The sequence below is a fragment of the Arcticibacterium sp. GJ41-1 genome (genome assembly GCF_055808875.1).
Genome location: NZ_CM147888.1, coordinates 3862535 through 3880875, shown reverse-complemented (window position 1 = coordinate 3880875; position 18341 = coordinate 3862535). Strand labels below are relative to the sequence as shown.

The window sequence follows — 18341 nt, the reverse complement described above, 5'->3', positions numbered from 1 at the left end:
GTTAATATACAGTCATCTTTGGTAAATTTATAGGTGGTTAATTGTTATATTCCTTGATAATATTGTAAAATAAAAATGTGTACAGGAAGATGACTAATAAACTAGGAATTAATCTCTTACTCTGGGGATTGGATATGACAGATGCCATGTTCCCTATTCTGGAGTTGATAAAGGAAACGGGGTATGATACGGTTGAGATTCCCATTATGGACTTGAATCCTAAAAAGTGGGAGGTTTGGAGAAAGAAATTGGATGAGTTAGGATTAAGTGTAGTAGCGGAAACCATCAATGGTCCTGCTCATAACTCTATTGACCCTAGTGAGTTTAAAAGAAAAAAAGCATTAGATTTTAATAAAGGAGTACTAGACTGTGCAGATGTATTAGGTGCGGAGCTTTTGATAGGCCCTATACATTCGGCTTTAGGTGTTTTCACTGGTGAACCAGCCACAGAAGAAGAAAAAAAATGGGGTGCTGAGGTACTTCACGACTTATCTGAACATGCTCAAAAGTATAATATTACTTTGGGCTTAGAATATCTGAACAGATTTGAGAGCTATTTGGTCTCCTGTACAGATGAACTTGTGGAGCTTATGGGGAGAGTTAATCATCCTTCCTGTAAGCTCATGTTTGATACTTTTCATGCAAACATTGAAGAAAAAAGATTACCAGATGCCATCAGGAAAATGGGAGAGCATTTAGTTCACGTACAGTTGTCAGAAAACGATAGAGGAACACTTGGTCATGGTCATGTCAATTTTGAAGAAGTAATAAGCACTTTGAAAGAAATTGATTACCAAGGCGTGATAAGTGTGGAGGCTTTCAGCCAAAAACTAGTGGCCGCCAACATTTGGAGAAAGATGTTTGAATCAGAAGAGCAATTGACCAGAGACAGCTTTAAGTATTTGAAGGTTTTGACGAGGTAGCTTAGAGAGTGATTCAATGATAAAATGCTTCAGTACAGATTGAATTGAGGTTCTCGTCTTCGCTCGAACTGACATTTGAATAAGACGAGTGAATTAGAGGTAAAAAATAGTTTGGAGTAAAATGAAACCGTTGTCGATTAACCTACTGTCAGTGCGAGCGAAGTACCCTCCTTGTCAGTTCGAGCGAAGTCGAGAACAGTCCCACATGGAACGAGAACACTCCAACAAGAAAGAAAAAGAAATTTAAAAACGCTGTTGGCGATAAGCCAACAGCTCAAAGCAAAATAATATGAGTAAACAAATAAACATCGCAATTGTAGGTCTAGGCTTTGGTGCCGAATTTATTCCAATATATCAGCGTCACCCAGATGCCAACATGTTCGCTATTTGTCAGAGAAATAAAGAAAAGTTGAATGCTATCGGTGACGCTTTTGGAATAGAGAAAAGATATTCTGATTACGACGAATTATTGAAAGACCCGGAAATAGATGCAGTTCATATTAACTCTCCTATTCCAAATCACGCAGAGCAAACTTTAAAAGCTTTGTACGCAGGTAAAGATGTAGCTTGTACCGTTCCTATGGCCACTTCATTAGAAGATTGCATGAAAATAGTGGATGCTTGTAAAGAAACAGGCAAGAAGTACATGATGATGGAAACCGTGGTTTATGCTCGTGAGTTTCTTTATGTGAAAGAGCTATATGAAAAAGGCGAACTAGGAAAAGTTCAGTTTCTGAAAGCCACGCATCAGCAAGACATGGACGGATGGCCTGACTACTGGCCAGGTTTACCTCCTATGCATTATGCCACGCACTGTGTAGGTCCTGTTACAGGTTTAATGAAATTAGAAGCGGAGTATGTTTCTTGTTTCGGTTCAGGAACTATCAGAAAAGAACTGGCTGATATTCATAATTCACCATTTGCAGTAGAGTCGGCTCATATCAAATTCAAAGATTCTGACTTAAGTGCTCATGTTTATCGTTCTCTTTTTGATGTGGCTCGTCAGTATAGAGAGAGTTTTGAAGTGTATGGTTCTAAGAAGTCTTTTGAGTGGTCATTGATAGAAGACGAAGAGCATGTATTGCATACAGCAAAATTGCCAGAGCCAGAAATTCCTTCAAAAGTAAGAGTGCCAGATTACGCTCACCTTTTACCAGAAGAAATTAGAAGCTTCACGACCAAAGGAGTTTATGATGTAGAAGAAAACGAACACCTAAGTTTTGCTCAAGGTGGCGGTCATGGTGGTTCACATCCACATTTGGCTCATGAATTTGTGACGGCTCTAAAAGAAGATAGAGACCCTTTCCCGAATGCAGCTCAGTCGGCCAACTGGACTTCTGTAGGGATTTTGGCTCACGAGTCAGCATTGAAAGGTGGTGAAAAAATGTACTTACCTGATTTTAACTAAATAACCCTTTTGCTTTTGATATAAAGGCAACAGAACAAATAAAGGATACTATGAAGAAAATTATTGTTTTACTCTTACTGGTCTCAAATATCGTCTTGGCTCAAGACGGTAGAAGGCTGGAAGTACTTTTTCTGGGTGATAATGGTCACCACAAGCCTATAGAAAGAATTCCAAGTTTAATGGAAGCTTTAGGGCCAAAAGGTATCAATTTCACTTATACAGATGACGTGAAGGATTTGAACCCGAAAACACTTCAGCTATTTGATGCATTGATGATATATGCCAATATTGATGAGATTGCACCAGACCAAGAGAAGGCTCTATTAGACTTTGTGGCTTCTGGCAAAGGTTTCTTGCCTATTCACTGTGCATCTTATTGTTTCAGAAACTCAGAGGAGTACGTAAAGTTAGTAGGTGGTCAGTTTTGGAGACATACCATGGACTCTATTTCTACCAATACTTTGCAACCTAATCATCCTATCATGAGAGGGCTAAGTCCTTTTACTGCTTATGATGAAACTTACCTGCACAGTCATTTAGGAGCTGATATTAATGTATTAGCCAATAGAGACATAAAAGCAGACCAAGCGAAAGACAAACCAGGAGAAAAAACAGAACCTTATACATGGACTAGAACACATGGCAAAGGGAAAGTTTTTTATACCGCTTATGGTCATGATGATAGAACTTGGAGCAAAAAAGGCTTTCAAGATTTAATCTATAACGGTATTCTTTGGAGTGTCAATGACGATGCTTTGGCGGCTTTTAAAGCTAGAAATGCTGCCCCATTTAAATATAGAGAAGCAAAGCTTCCAAACTATGAGCAGCGTCCGGGTGTTCAGCTACAGCAGCTTCCATTAAGTCCTGAAGAGTCAATGAAGCACATTCAAGTGCCTGTTGATTTCAATTTGGAATTGTTTGCGGCAGAGCCAAATGTAATGCATCCTATTGCTATGACTTGGGATGAAAAAGGAAGACTTTTTGTGTTAATCACAAAGGATTATCCAAATGAGCGTAAGCCTGAAGGTGGTAGTGATTATATCTTAATGTGTGAAGACACCAATGGCGATGGCAAGGCAGATAAGTTTAGCCGCTACGCTGATGGTTTGAGTATTCCTACGGGAATGGTTTTCGCCAACGGTGGTTTGGTGGTAACACAAGCTCCTGATATCATTTATTTGAAAGATACTGATGGTGACGACAAAGCCGACTTTAAGAAAACTATCTACACTGGTTTTGGTACGTTTGACACGCATGCAGGTCCGTCAAATCTACATTATGGTTTTGACAACTGGATTTGGGGCTGCGTAGGTTATTCAGGGTATGAAGGAAAAACGGCCGATGGCAAAGAATTGAAATTTGATAAAGCTTTTTTTAGGTTTAAAGCTGATGGCTCTGCAATGGAGTGGATGACTACTACTTCAAATAACACTTGGGGCTTTGCTTTCAATGAAACTAACGACGTTTTTGGTTCTACCGCCAATAACTCTCACGGGTGGTACATGGCCATTCCGCATTCATATTTCAATGCTCCCAATCGAGTTAATAACGGAAGTAAAAGCACCGACACGCATAGAGATATGAAGCCTATCACGCCTAAAGTGCGTCAGGTAGATGTTTTTGGTGGATTTACAGCCGCTTCTGGTCATAATTTTTATACGGCTAGAGCTTTCCCACAGAAATATTGGAATAACATAGCCTTTGTAACGGAGCCAACGGGGCATATTGTTCATCAAAATAATATGGTCAAAAAAGGTACTGACTTTACAGATAAGGAAGCCTTTAACTTGATGGCTAGTGCTGATGAATGGTTCTCTCCAGTATTCGCCTCTACAGGCCCTGACGGAGCTGTTTGGGTGGCAGACTGGTATAGCTACATTATTCAGCACAACCCAAGACCTGATGGTTTTGAAATGGGAGAAGGAAATGCTTATGAAACAGATTTGAGAGACTTTACGCATGGTAGAATTTACCGTGTGTCTTATAAAGGAGCAGATGCGTATAAACCTTTAAGTCTTTCTAAAAGTAATCCAGCCGGACTTTTGGCAGCTCTTAAAAACGACAATATGTTTTGGCGTATGCAGGCTCAAAGGCTTCTGGTAGAGCGTGGCGAAAAAGATGTGGTACCAGAATTGGTAGCCTTATTAAGAAGTACAGATACGGATGAGATTGGGCTAAACCCTACGGCTATCCATGCTCTTTGGACTTTAGAAGGGCTAGGTGCCATTAACCAGGCGGTTATTGAAATAGGCTTAAACCATCCCAATGCGGAGGTTAGAAAGAATACCCTGAAAGTAATGCCTTTTACAGCCACTTCGGTAGATCAAATTATTTCAAAAGGTTTGCTTTATGATAAAGAGCCATTAGTGGTTTTAAACTCACTTTTGGTGTTTTCTAAATCACCTCTAAATGCAAAAGCCGAGAAGGCATTCTTTGCCAAACTTGCTTCTTCTGAAGATATTCAAGATAGATGGTTACCAGATGCGTATGCAGTAGTGTTAACCGCTAATGATGGCAAATTGATGAAGGTGCATATGGCTAATCAAGCTAAAGTTTCTAAGAAAGAAAAAACTACCATGAATCATGACCATCATAAAATGATGGAGAAAGCAGCCGAAGCATTGGTCAAAACAAAAGGTTTAGATTTAGTAGTAACAGATATTAAGATATCTCCATCTAATCCGGCTGTTCAGGAAAGAGTGGAGGTAGCCGTGGAAATTAAAAATCAAGGAGACCAAGAGCTTCCAGCGGGTGTTTATCTCCCATTTGAAATAAGATTTCAAGGAAACGATATTCTTAATGTTCAAACCAGTAGGAACTATAATGAAGGTTTAAAAGCAGGAGAGTCTGTTTCTGTTACAGGAAATCTGAATGGTCCTTGGAAAGGAAATATTGCTTTTAACACTGACATAGCTGGGGAGTATAATGTGGAGGTTGATATTGATAAGTATAATGAATTAGAAGCAGAAGATGGTTCTAATAATCATAAGTCGTCAAAATTAACTTTTAGCCCGCCTCAAAATTTGAGTGTCTATGTTCTTGAAAGAGCTATTAGGTCTCAAACTTCGGTTTCTACACCAGCAGAGGTAGTTGGTTTGATAAAGGCTGCTCAGGAGTTTGGAACCTCAGAAAGAAACTCTATTTATAGGGCTATATCTCAAGGGATAGATTACCGAGCTAAAGATGTAGAAATCAGTGAAGCAGATAAGGCTTATCTGAATGGTCTTTCAGATGTTGGAAATACATATTTAAGCAAGGTGCTAAAAGCATGGAAAGTGGTGGTTAGAGATCCTAACGTAAAAGTGATTACCATCAAAGCTATAAAAGAAGCCATGAAATATGACCTTAAAGAATTTAAGGTTAAGGCTGGAGAAACAGTAGAATTAGTTTTTGTGAATCCAGATGCCATGCAGCACAATATCGTAATTACAGATATTGGAACTATGGATAAAGTAGGTGCAGCAGCTGATAAGATGATGATGGATACCGACGCCATGAAGAAAAACTATGTACCAGAAATGCCAGAAGTTCTATTTGCAAGTCCTTTGGTAAATCCGGAGGAAACATTTAGTATGACTTTTAAAGTACCTTCTAAACCAGGTAAATATCCTTATATATGTACGTTTCCAGGTCACTGGAGACTGATGCAAGGAGTGATGATAGTGGAGTAAGTATCATCATAGCATATTTGAAAAAGGCTGTTTCCTAATTAGGGGACAGCCTTTTTTGTTTTGATAACGTTGGTCTATCAAAATGCCTTCCCATGATTTAGTATTGTTTGTCTCAAAAACAGAAAGGCTAAGGTTTTCATTGGTTTCATTCTCAAAAAAGAAGGATATATCATATTTTTCTTTGCTAAAGTCGTCTGTGCAAGAGCTTAAAAACAAGATAGTTGCAAGGGCTAATAAATTTCTCATAAGAATCTGAGTACTGTTGTGTGATTTTGATTGTAAATTGGTTCTTATTCAATCAAACTAAAAACGGGGAAGTTCACCCAAAATTACCCCAAAACTAAAAATGAAGTACCTCTTATTTCTCCTCTTACCAGTTTTTTCTATTGCTCAAAGTGATGTCGATTGGCTGGTGAACCCAATAGAAGAAAAGGCCGAAATTATAGTCAGCAAGAATAACATCGTTTTAAGAAACGGTTTGCTGTCACGAACCATTAATGTGGCTAAAAATGTGTCAACCACGAGTTTTAAAAATCTTAAAACTGGTGATGAATACATACGTTCTTTACGCCCAGAGGCTAGAATCGAAATAGATGGCAAAACGTATAATGTAGGTGGACTTTATGGTCAAAAAGAACATGGTTATTTCTTAGAAGAATGGCTTTCTGGACTTTCATCAAGTCAAAAGGATTTTCAGTATGTCTCTTATACTATTGACGAGCTCAGCAAGCCATTTGCTACTAAAAGTACTAATTGGACTAGTGACGACAGCCAAGCCACAGGTAAAGAATTGACCTTGTATTTTGACGCTCCTGTGAGTGATTTGAAAGATATTAAAGTGGCTATTCACTATGCTATTTATGATGGAATTCCTTTGATTTCTAAATGGCTGACCATAGAAAATGTGGGTGAGAAGTCTATCAAAATAGACCAAGTGGTGAGTGAAATACTAGCCACTGTAGAAGAAGAGTCTGCTGTGGTGGGTACGCCAGAGCAAATGAAAACACCGCAAAAACTCTACATAGAAAACAACTTCGCTTATAATAATGCCATGAAATATCGTTTGAGCGATCAAGCCACACATTGGAAGGTAGATTCGGCTTATACTTCTCAGGTGAATTATGCATTGACTACGCCCTGTGTAGCTGAAATATATCCTAGTTTAGGGGTAGGCATTGACTTAAAAACTCAGGAAAGCTATACTTCTATTAGGTCATACGAGCTTTTGCATGATACGTATGATAAAGAGCGTCAAGGTTTAGCGGTCAGGAAAATGTACCGAACAATAGCTCCGTGGACGAATCAAAATCCAATTTTTATGCACCTTATCAGTACAGATGATAAGAAGGTACGTGAGGTGATAGACCAATGTGAAGCTACTGGTTACGAAATGGTGATTCTGAGTTTTGGTAGTGGCTTAAACATGGAAGATGCTTCAGAAAAGAATATTGCCAAGTTTAAAAAACTGGTAGATTATGCTCATAGCAAGGGTATAAAACTGGGCGGTTACTCGCTGTTTAGTAGTAGAAGTATTGATGATGAAAATGATGTGATTGACCCGGTGACGGGTTTGCCAAATACAGCGGCAACGTTTGGTCATGCTCCATGTTTAGCTAGTGAGTGGGGACTAAATTATTTGGCTAATATTAAGAAGTTTATTGTAGAAACGGGCTTTGACCTTTTAGAGCACGATGGCCCTTATCCTGGCGATGTTTGTGCCAGTACCTCGCATCCTGGGCATGAAGGTTTGCATGATTCACAGTGGGTACAAATGGAACTTCAAAAAGAACTTTATCAATGGCTAAATGCTAGAGGTGTGTATATAAATGCACCAGATTGGTATTTTTTAGATGGTTCGCATAAAATAGCCTTGGGTTATAGAGAAGTGAATTTTTCACTGTCAAGAGAGCAACAAAAGATTCTAAACCGTCAGAACATCTATGATGGTACATGGGAAAAGACGCCGTCTATGGGTTGGGGTTTTGTACCATTGACGAAATACCAAGGCGGAGGTCCGGAAGCTGTTTTAGAACCTTTGGCGGAGCACTTAACTGATTATAAACAACTCATGATGCAGTATTATGGTGCAGGCATTCAGGCTTGTTACAGAGGACCAAGGCTTTATGATACAGAAGAAACCAAAGCGGTGGTGAAAGAAACAATAGCTTGGTATAAAAACTACCGTGAGATACTTAATTCAGATATTATTCACCTCAGACGTGCTGATGGAAGAGACTGGGATGGCATCATGCATGTCAATTCACAATTGACCCAAAAGGGTTTGGTCATGCTTTATAATCCATTGCCAGCGGCCATAGAAAGAAATATTAATATTCCGCTTTATTATACCGGATTAGTAGATAATGCTAAGGTGAGATTGAATGGGGGAGAGGCTACTTTTCACGCACTTAATAGAGATTACTCTATAGACTATCAAGTGACCATTCCTGCGAACGGTTATGTGTGGCTGTTGATAGAGTAGGTATAACATTAAAAAAGCATGAGCAAACGCTCATGCTTTATGTCATGGTGATATAGTATATAAAATTCTTTACTCCGCACACACATCTTCAATTTTGGCACTAAATACATTGCCAGATGCAGTGCTAAAACCTGGGGCTAATAAAATAGCATTCCCTGCTTTGTACATCACATTTGAACTGCCTGATATCTTGTTTTCAGCATTTATGGTTTGAATAGCTTGCTCTGTTTGCGTTCCGCTTAAAATGTCGTTTGTAGGTGAGAGTAAACTTAGATTTGACCCCGTTATTGACAAGCTAAGCGATGCACCTGAAGATACTATTGGCGAAGACGAACGAACAATGACTTTGTAATTAGACCCGCCTGTTATGCTATTAGGAATGGTACAGGCAATGTTATTTGGGTCAGAAGAACTTCCTATTAGTATTTGATTACCAAAGCTTCCGTTTTCGTCAGAAAGGAATGCTTGATAAACATTACCTACATTGAAACTAAACACGCCTGATGCCGTAGAAGAAACTGTAAAACTAGCACCGGCACATATCACATTGGTAGAAAGTGAAGGGCTAGTGATTTCTCTATCTCCTGGCACTACAGAAAAGCGAATAACATCAGGCCCTACTACTATACCTTGAGAATTATCTTGAGCATAGCCTCTAGCTATAAAGGTGTAATAGTTTGCCTCAAATACATCCCCATATACAGCCTGATTGTTTTCATAAAGCGAGTAAGGAGCCTCATTATCATTGTAAAACTGTACATTTCCTGTACCTGAAAGCTGCAGTCTGGTGCTCTCTATGATTGGTAACTCACAGTTAGGTATGGCCAGAACGGTCATTCTTCTGTTCGTGGCTTGCACTTCCATTTCGCTTACTAGAGGAGCAAAAATATCCAGCTCAGCACCATTCACGTAAGCCAAATAATATGACATACCAGGTGTACTGCAATTTATAATAACATCGGTAGTAGCTGTGCCGGTACATGAGCCCTTAGTCACGGTTACGGTATAAATACCAGCCTTTGCAGGTGATGCATTTGAGATACTCGGATTTACTAAACTACTGGTAAAACCATCAGGACCTGTCCATGAATAGCTTGGCCCACCAGTTGCTATTAAATTAATGGTTTCTTGTTCTTCATAAGGACCGTCATTTGAGGCTGATACTACCAAATTATTGTTAAAAACAACCTCGGTAGTTGCTGTACTGGAGCAGCCGTTTGCGGCAGTTACGGTTACGGTGTATGTTCCTGTGTTTGTTATATTGACTGTTGGGTTTGCTCCTAAACCATTTGACCAAGCATAAGTAGTTCCGCCAGTGGCAGTTCTAGTAACTGTGTTTTGTGAACAGTTTAGGCTGTCAGTTCCTGAGATGCTTGCTGTAGGAGGCGTATTGTCAATACTTACTGCTGTAGTAGCAGTATTGGTACATCCATTAGCAGCAGTTACGGTTACGGTGTAAGTTCCTGCAGCATTAATATTCGCAGTTGCATTAGTTCCTAGTCCATTAGACCATGCGTAGCTAGTTCCGCCCGATGCTGTTCTTGTTACTGAGGTGATGTCACAGCTTAGGTTTTGCGAATCTGAGATGCTTGCTGTAGGTGAGGTATTGCAAAAACTATTACCTAAAATGGCGAAGGTGTAAGGGCTCTCATCAGCATCGTCATTAGCAATACTTATAGTGGCGTTTCTCTCTCCTAAAACCGAGGGGTCAAAAATAATATAAAAATGAACACTATCGCCTGGAGCAATGGTAGTTTCACTTGGCTGACGAATTGTAAAATCGGCTTCATGTGGTCCAGATTTAATAATAGGATTAGCACCTAAAGTTAAAGTAGAAGTCCCTTCATTTACTATCGTAAAGGCATGGGAAACAACTCCACCGAATATAGCCGCTATACCAAAGTCTGTAAAGTCTGAAACTGATGGACTCATGTCTCCATTGGCTATGCTTACGTAATCTGCTCTTACGTCTATTTCTCTAAAATTATCAAACAGGAATGGTACTACATGGCTACATGCACCGCCATTAGGCGTTACTTTGGCATAAAGTGTTTGACTGCCTAAAGGCAATGTACTTAAGGGTACAAAACTATTGGGAGTAGTAAACGCACCTGCTGAAACGGTAGCAGCTTCATCTGTGAAAATACCATTTGTTGTACCATTATAAGTGCCTCCAAAGGTAAAGATGGTAGAAAGTGTGTCATTGACAATGACAGAAGAATCTGTACTATTTATAACTGGGTTTCCAGTTTGTACACCATATTTTAAAAGGCCATCATTAGTGAATATGCCTTCATTTTCTAAGGTATCAGCCAAATAGACATAGCCCAAGTTAGTGACTGCTGTTCCATTGTTATTTCTAAATTTACCCTGTTCAATTTTAAGGTTGGCACAAATACTATTATTAAAAGTTGAAAAATTATAAAAGCCATAATCACCTATTCCAGTATTAGAACCAATGGTAATATTAGCATCATTGGTTATGGTACCAACATTTAATATGGCTGCTTCTGTACTTCTATCAATGATGACTTCTCCTCCTACATTATTGTTAAAGTGAAAATAATTCGCCAAACCATAGTCATCGATAAAATTTTCAATTCCGATAGTTAATGTACCATTGTTTTCTACTGTGCCAGAATTAATGAAAGTGTATGATTCAATATTAAAATTAGCTTTTGACCCATAAAGCTCCAACTTGCCACTGGCCGCTATGGTAAATATGGCTCCAGATTCTACTTTCATGCTCCCAGCTTTGGCCGTATCAATAGTTATAGTAGGCTGATTTGATAAACCCCCAGGAATTACTACATCATTAGTCGCGGTAGGAATGCCCGTGGGAGACCAGTTACAGGTATTGTCCCAAACGGTGTCTACTGCTCCTGTCCATGTGAGTAAGTCAGTAGGGGTGGCTACTACATTATTGTAAAGGAAAGGTACTATAACTGGCGTGGTACATGAGGAAGATGTTATACTAGCATAAAGGGTTTGTGTACCGTTAGGTAAATTACAGGCTGCTATAAAATCAACATCTCCATCTATTAGATAAGTCCCTGCTGAAACGGTAGCAGCTTCATCTGTGAAAATACCATTGACCGTACCATTAAAAGTACCACCATAGCTGAAGATGGTAGAAAGTGTGTCATTGACAATGACAGAAGAATCTGTAGTATTTATAACTGGGTTTCCTGTGGTAGAGCCGTATTTTAAGATGCCATTATTGGTAAATGTTCCTTCGTTCTCAAGCTCTTCTATTACATGGGTGAAACCTGTGTTGGCGTAGGTATGACCCGAACTGACCAATAGTTTACCTCGTTTTAGGAGTATTTTCCCGCAAGCATTGTTGTTAAATATACTTTTGTTCCAAAGACCTCCGTTTCCAATTTCTCCAACAGTAATGCTAGCAGCATTTGTAAACTCACCATTTTGATTTATTATATCAAACGTAGCTGTGTTGTCAATGTTAATGTCTCCGCCCGTTATATTGTTAAATATTGCATCGTTGAATATTCCAAAGGTACCTACACTTGCATTTGACCCAATAGTTATCTTAGCGGCATTTGTAAACGAACCAGCTTGATTTAAAAGCCCAATATTACTTGAGCGGTCAATGCTAATATCCCCATCAGTATTATTATTGAAGGTAGCTTTGTTAAGAATACCGTTATCACCCACTGCGGAAATAGCTCCTATAGTTAATTTGGTGACATTGGTAAAGGTGCCTTGGTTATTTAGACCTGTTAAGCTTGCATTATCAATGTTGATTTCTCCTCCCGCATTGTTATTAAAAGTTGCAGTATTTTGTAAGCCTGAAGTTCCTACAGAAGCAATGGATCCTATGGTAATTTTAGCTTGATTGGTGAAGGTGTTTGTAACATGCCATAAACCAATAGAAGATGTACTATCAATGGTGATTTCTCCGTCAGGATTATTATTGAAAATTCCTTCAGTATACAATCCAATATAACCCGCCGGTGCGTTGGCTCCAATGGTCAGTTTAGCAGAATTATTAACTGTTCCTGAAATGCTTGAAAAGGCACGAGTATCTGAGTTGTCAATATTAATTTCACCTCCCGAAATGTTGTTGAAAATTGCAATATTAGATATACCTTCTAAACCCACCGAAGCATTGGTGCCTATATTGATTTTTGCTGCATTAGTAAAGATACCACTTAAGGCTAATCTGTTTACAAGGCCCGTATTAGTAGTCCTGTCAATATTAATTTCTCCACCAGCATTATTATTGAAAGTGGATTCATTTAGCAGTCCATACTTACCGACTAAGGCATTAGCTCCAATGGTGATTTTAGAATAATTTTGAAAAGTTTCTAAACCATCATGGAAAAGGCCTGCTTCTGTAGAATTATCAATATTAATTTCACCTCCCAAATTGTTATTAAAAGTAGAATTACTTCGAATTCCATATTCACCAATACTTGCATTTGCCCCGATACTTACCTTAGCGTGATTATTAAAAGTACCAAACGCATTAAAAAAGCCAATGCCTGATGAATTATCTATCTTAATATCTCCTCCTGCATTATTATTAAACGTGGCTCTATTAAAAATTCCATTAAAACCAGGTGAGGCTATGCCTCCTAAGGTAATCTTAGCTTCATTGGTTAAAACACCGCTATTGATGGTTAAACCATCGTCAGTTGCATTATCAATGTTAATTTCACCTCCTGTATTATTGTTGAAATTAGCGGAACTATATAATCCATACTGACCCACCGGTCCATTAGCACCTATCGTGATTTTAGCAGCATTTGTAAATACGCCATTTTCGTTAGACAAACCCCTTGTCCCTGATTTATCAATTTTAATATCTCCTCCGGTATTGTTGTTAAATATTGCATTATTTTCTAGACCATAAGCACCAACGAATGAATTGGCTCCAATAGTAATTTTAGCATTATTTGTGAAAGTGTTTTCTTGATTATTTAGACCAGCGGCAGCGGTATTATCAATATTGACTTCTGCTCCCGTATTATTGTTAAATGTTGATTCATTTATCAGTCCATAGTTACCGACTGAGGCGTTGGCTCCTAAAGTAATTTTAGCGGAATTATTAAAAGTAGCAGCAGTAAAGTTATGCAAAGCTGTAGAAGTTGAATTATCAATATTGATTATTCCTTCTATTTCATTGGTGAAAATAGCCCGGTCGTTTAATATTCCAGTTGCCCCTACCAATGTGTTTCTACCTATTATAATGCTATCGGCATTGGTAAATGAACCAAGAAGATTGTATAAACCAGCGATAGAACTATTTTCTATTTCTATTAGCCCTCCTAGTTTATTATTAAAATTTGAAATGTTTTGTATTCCATAATGGCCTATTAAATTGTTTTTTCCAATGCTTATTTTTCCTGAATTTAGAAAATCGGAAGTGGTTGTAGGGTTTATTCCATTTTCAATGCCTTTTCTTGTCGTTTTATCAATTTTGATTACTCCTTCTGCATTATTTATAAAGGAATTATAATTAACTATACCTGAAGCACCAGACGTAGATTTAACTCCTAAAACAATTTCGGCACTGTTTACAAAACCCCCAATATTTGCTAAACCACGACTGCTACAACTATCAATGCTTATTTTGCCATTGTTAATATTGTTAAAAGTTCCTCGGTTTTGAAGTCCATCATCTCCAACAGAAGCATTAGCTCCCAAAATTATTTCAGCGGAATTGGTGATAATTCCGGATTCGTTATAGAAACCAGTATTGTAAGAATTATCAATAGTGATTTTTCCATCGGCGGTATTGATAAAGGTAGAAAAATTGTGTAATCCGTATTGACCAATAGATGAGGTACCACCAATTGTAATATTGGAGGAGTTAGTAAACTCTCCATCAGTATTGTACAAAGCCTCAAGAGTAGTACTGTCAATGCTTATTGTTCCTCCAGCATTGTTGTTGAAAATAGAAATATTATGTAAGCCAAACTGGCCTACAGTAGCTAAATTACCAATAAGCAAGTCGCCATTATTATTTACCGTACCCGTATTAGATAAAGAGGATATTCTGCTATTCATAGCTTTAGACCCATTGAGTTCTAATTTTCCTCCGAAGGCTATGGTGAATGTGGCTCCGTTTTTTACTTCTACTGTGCTGGCTACGGCATTATTAATAGATAGCGTGGGCTGGTTAGGCAGACCTCCAGGAATCACCACATCATTAGTAGCAGTAGGAATACCTGCGGGAGACCAATTACAAGCATTGTTCCATACGGTGTCTACTGCTCCTGTCCATGTGAGTAAGTCTGTGGCGGTGGCTAGTCCTGCACTAGCACCTTCATAGGCTCCTATGTCTATTCTGCCATCTAAAACTCTTGGGTTTCCTGCCAAATCTATCAAGCCTAAGTTAAGTCCTGTGGTATCTGCGGTTCCTTTATCTATTACTGGCGAACAAGCCTGCAGCCTAAAGTCACCATTGGCGGCATCTACAAAAAGTGGGTCTTCATTATTAATGATGCCCGTTCCTGTACTAAAATCACTGTTTTCTTGGGTAAGGGAGTAGGTTGCGTTCGTGGCACTTCCATTGTCTGATATATCCGCTCCTGCGACGGCATTGCCACCCAATTGAGTATTCTCCCAAAAAATAGCATTTGCGATTGTTGGTGAAAATTGTATGTTATAAATTCCGCCACCTTTTAAAGCTGCATTATTATTTACAAAGGTGGTGTTGGTAATTGCTGGCGAAGAAAACTCGTTATAAATTCCTCCTCCATTTCTATCAGCGTTATTATTGGCAAAAACAGAATTAGTAATTGATGGCGATGAACCATAATTTGACATTGCACCACCGTGAAAATCTGTATTATTATTGACAAATGTGGTATTGGTGATGAATGGTGAAGAAGTAAAATTATATAATCCACCTCCTAAGCTACCGAAAAAACTCTTAGACTGATAAGTAATAGCTCCAGGAGATACATTAGCATTCCCCTTCGTAATGGTAAATCCATCAATTATGCTTGAGGTGGTTAAATCTGCAGTAATGAGTACATGGATAGCATTCTCTTCATTATTAGTAAAAGATAAGCTGCTACCGGCTCCTGTTACCACATCATTACCATCAAAATCACCACTTAATATAGTGACGTTTGATTCCCAATCTCTTTGAGAGAGTGCAGTCTCTGTACCATCAAATCCACCGTATATTTTCATATCTGTGCCTATGTGAAAACTTTTATCACGAGGGTCGGTAGATATGTCATCAGGTGAAGCTGTAGGCAAGTAAGTGCCCGCGGCAACCCAAATATCTAACCCATTGCATTGGTTGTCTATGGCATCTTGTAAATCTGTATAGGCATTTGCCCACGATGAGCCATCATTGGCACCAGCGGCATCTTTTTTTACATAGATGGCAGTGCCACTAAAAGGGTTTCCTTGATACTCATAGGCTCCCATATCCACTATTCCAAAATGATTATTACCCAATATGTCGGTAGTATGACTTACCGTCGTGCCCACATTAATAGCTGGCGAACAGGCCATTAATCTAAAATCACCATTAGCAGCATCTATAAAAAGTGGGTCTTGGTTATTTATGATACCTGTTCCGTTACTGTATAAACTGTTTTCTTGGGTAAGGGAATAGCTGAATACGGGTGAATCTGTACTGGTTTGATTGTAAATATCAGCACCAGGAGTAGCGTTATTATTATTTTTAGTATTCTTCCAAAAAATTGAATTTGTAATCGTAGGAGAAGAGCTGTAATAATTATACAATGCACCACCTTCTTGAGATGCCACGTTTTCAGTAAAAGTAGTATTTACGATTTTTGGTGATGAACCATTATTATTTATTGCTCCTCCAGTAAGGGCAGAATTTCTTATAAAAGTGGCATTAGTTATACTTGGTAAAGAATTAACGCTAAATATTCCCCCTCCTTTATATGTCGCATTATTTTTCTCAAAAGTTGTATTTTTTATAATAGGCGAAGCTGTACTTTGATTGGTAATACCGCCACCATTTTGTGCATTATTATTAATAAAAGTTGTATTGCAAATGGTGGGGGAAGAGGAGATGTTGTACATCCCACCTCCGGTTTTGCGAGCAAAAAGTAAAGACAAATACGCCATACTTTCTTTATCAGTAATGGCATTACCATTTTTTATTATAAAGCCATCAATTAAACTGGCATTTGTTAAGTTTGCGGTGATAAGTACATGGAAGGAAGAGTCAGTAGTGTTCTCTAAATCACCATTTAAAATTGTGACATTTGTTTTCCAATCTCTTTGGGATATTGTAGTCTCCGTACCATTAAACCCACCGTATATTTTCATATCTGTGGCTATATGAAAGCTTTTATCCCGAGGGTCAGTAGATATTTCATCAGGTGAGGAGCTTGGATAATAGGTGCCTGCGGCCACCCAAATGTCTAATCCATTGCATTGGTTGTCTATGGCATCTTGAAGGTCAGTATATGCATTTGCCCATGATGAGCCATCATTACTACCCGCGGCATCTTTTTTTACATAGATAGCAGTGCCACTAAAAGGATTTCCTTGATACTCATAGGCTCCCATGTCCACAGTTCCAAAATGTGGATTACCCAATATATCGGTAGTATGACTTACCGTGGTACCCATATTTATAGCTGGCGAGCAAGCTTTTAGCCTAAAATCCCCATTTGCGGCATCTACAAAAAGTGGGTCTTGATTATTGATGATGCCCGTTCCTGTACTAAAATCACTGTTTTCTTGGGTAAGGGAGTAGCTTACGGTGGGAATATATGCAGTAACACTTCTGATATCCGCTCCTGAGATCGCATTATTGCCATTTTGAGTGTTATTCCAAAAAATTGAATTTGTAATAATTGGTGAAGAAGCTACGTTTGCAATCCCACCACCACCACTATAGGCACTATTATTTAAAAAAGTAGTATTAGAAATCTTTGGGGAAGAATTAGAATTATACATTCCTCCACCTTCATTAAGGGAATTGTTATTTGCAAAAGTGGCATTGTTTATTTCTGGCGAAGAACCAGAATTATACATACCTCCACCACTATCACCAGCATTGTTATTTACAAATGTGGTTTTAGTAATAGTTGGCGAGGAGTTGTTATTAGACATCCCACCACCAGCATTGAAACGTGAGTTATTTTTTGTAAAAGTAGTATTGCTAATTTTTGGCGATGAGTTTTCATTAAACATACCGCCACCAAAATGCTCTACCTCATTATTTACAAATGTGATGTTGTTGAGCATTGGCGAAGAATTATAATTATACATTCCTCCACCGGCATTTCTAAAAAAAACTTTAGACTGAAAATCAATATTGTTAAAAGCTAATTGATCGAAGGCGTTGCCGTTTGTTATGGTAAACCCATCAATTATGCTGGCGGAAGTTAAATCTGCAGTAATGAGTACGTGAATAGCATTCTCTTCATTATTAGAAATAGACAAGGTGTTACCAGCACCCGTTGCCACATCATCACCATTAAAATCACCACTTAATATAGTGACGTTTGCTTTCCAGTCTCTTTGAGAGAGTGCAGTCTCCGTACCATTAAATCCGCCGTATATTTTCATATCTGTGCCTATATGAAAGCTTTTATCGCGAGGGTTGGTAGAAATTTCATCAGGTGAAGCTGTAGGTAAGTAAGTGCCTGCAGCTACCCAAATTTCTTGGTTTGCAGTAGCTGCGTCTACAGCATCTTGTAAATCTATGTAGGCATCTGTCCAAGAGGAACCATTATTGGCACCACCCGTAGCATTTACATTTACATAAATATCTTGTGCTAAACTTACCGAAGTGAAGCATAAGCAGGTGATGATGATTTGTAAGTATCTTTTCATATTTATTGGTTTTAAAAAGACTCAAGCAGTTGTCTGCTTCATCTTCTGCA

General features: G+C 38.5%; 6 protein-coding genes. 4 read left to right on the top strand and 2 right to left on the bottom strand.

The genetic code is table 11. The annotated features are described in order from the left end of the window. Window positions 1-89 precede the first annotated feature (89 nt). The 3 genes from AC0L6O_RS16060 to AC0L6O_RS16050 all read left to right on the top strand — a co-directional run bounded on the left by AC0L6O_RS16060 (window position 90) and on the right by AC0L6O_RS16050 (window position 6002). Entirely contained in the window at window positions 90-923 is an 834-nt protein-coding gene (locus AC0L6O_RS16060; protein ID WP_473303766.1) for a sugar phosphate isomerase/epimerase family protein, read from the top strand. Between the two features lie 289 nt (window positions 924-1212). Beyond that, a complete protein-coding gene (locus tag AC0L6O_RS16055; protein WP_473303764.1) occupies window positions 1213-2331 on the top strand; it encodes a Gfo/Idh/MocA family protein in 1119 nt (372 codons plus the stop codon). A 50-nt stretch (window positions 2332-2381) separates the two neighbouring features. Further along, entirely contained in the window at window positions 2382-6002 is a 3621-nt protein-coding gene (locus tag AC0L6O_RS16050) for a PVC-type heme-binding CxxCH protein (RefSeq protein WP_473303762.1), read from the top strand. Window positions 6003-6008: 6 nt separating this feature from the next. On the opposite strand, the gene AC0L6O_RS16045 is transcribed toward AC0L6O_RS16050, so the two are convergent. Then, window positions 6009-6248, bottom strand: coding sequence for a hypothetical protein (locus AC0L6O_RS16045; RefSeq protein ID WP_473303761.1), 240 nt, complete (start codon window positions 6246-6248; stop codon window positions 6009-6011). A gap of 100 nt (window positions 6249-6348) precedes the next feature. Between AC0L6O_RS16045 and AC0L6O_RS16040 the strand changes: the two genes are divergently transcribed. Continuing rightward, window positions 6349-8484 (top strand): alpha-galactosidase, encoded by a 2136-nt coding sequence (locus tag AC0L6O_RS16040; protein ID WP_473303759.1) that lies wholly within the window; start codon window positions 6349-6351, stop codon window positions 8482-8484. Window positions 8485-8553: 69 nt separating this feature from the next. Here AC0L6O_RS16040 and AC0L6O_RS16035 read toward each other — a convergent pair whose 3' ends face one another. After that, window positions 8554-18291 carry a beta strand repeat-containing protein gene (locus AC0L6O_RS16035; RefSeq protein ID WP_473303758.1) on the bottom strand — a complete coding sequence of 3246 codons (9738 nt, stop codon included), beginning with the start codon at window positions 18289-18291 and terminating at the stop codon, window positions 8554-8556. Window positions 18292-18341 lie beyond the last annotated feature (50 nt).

Coding starts and splice junctions, on each gene's coding strand:
- AC0L6O_RS16060 (WP_473303766.1), top strand. CDS start 90: ATGACTAATAAACTAGGAATTAATCTCTTACTCTGGGGATTGGATATG.
- AC0L6O_RS16055 (WP_473303764.1), top strand. CDS start 1,213: ATGAGTAAACAAATAAACATCGCAATTGTAGGTCTAGGCTTTGGTGCC.
- AC0L6O_RS16050 (WP_473303762.1), top strand. CDS start 2,382: ATGAAGAAAATTATTGTTTTACTCTTACTGGTCTCAAATATCGTCTTG.
- AC0L6O_RS16045 (WP_473303761.1), bottom strand. CDS start 6,248: ATGAGAAATTTATTAGCCCTTGCAACTATCTTGTTTTTAAGCTCTTGC.
- AC0L6O_RS16040 (WP_473303759.1), top strand. CDS start 6,349: ATGAAGTACCTCTTATTTCTCCTCTTACCAGTTTTTTCTATTGCTCAA.
- AC0L6O_RS16035 (WP_473303758.1), bottom strand. CDS start 18,291: ATGAAAAGATACTTACAAATCATCATCACCTGCTTATGCTTCACTTCG.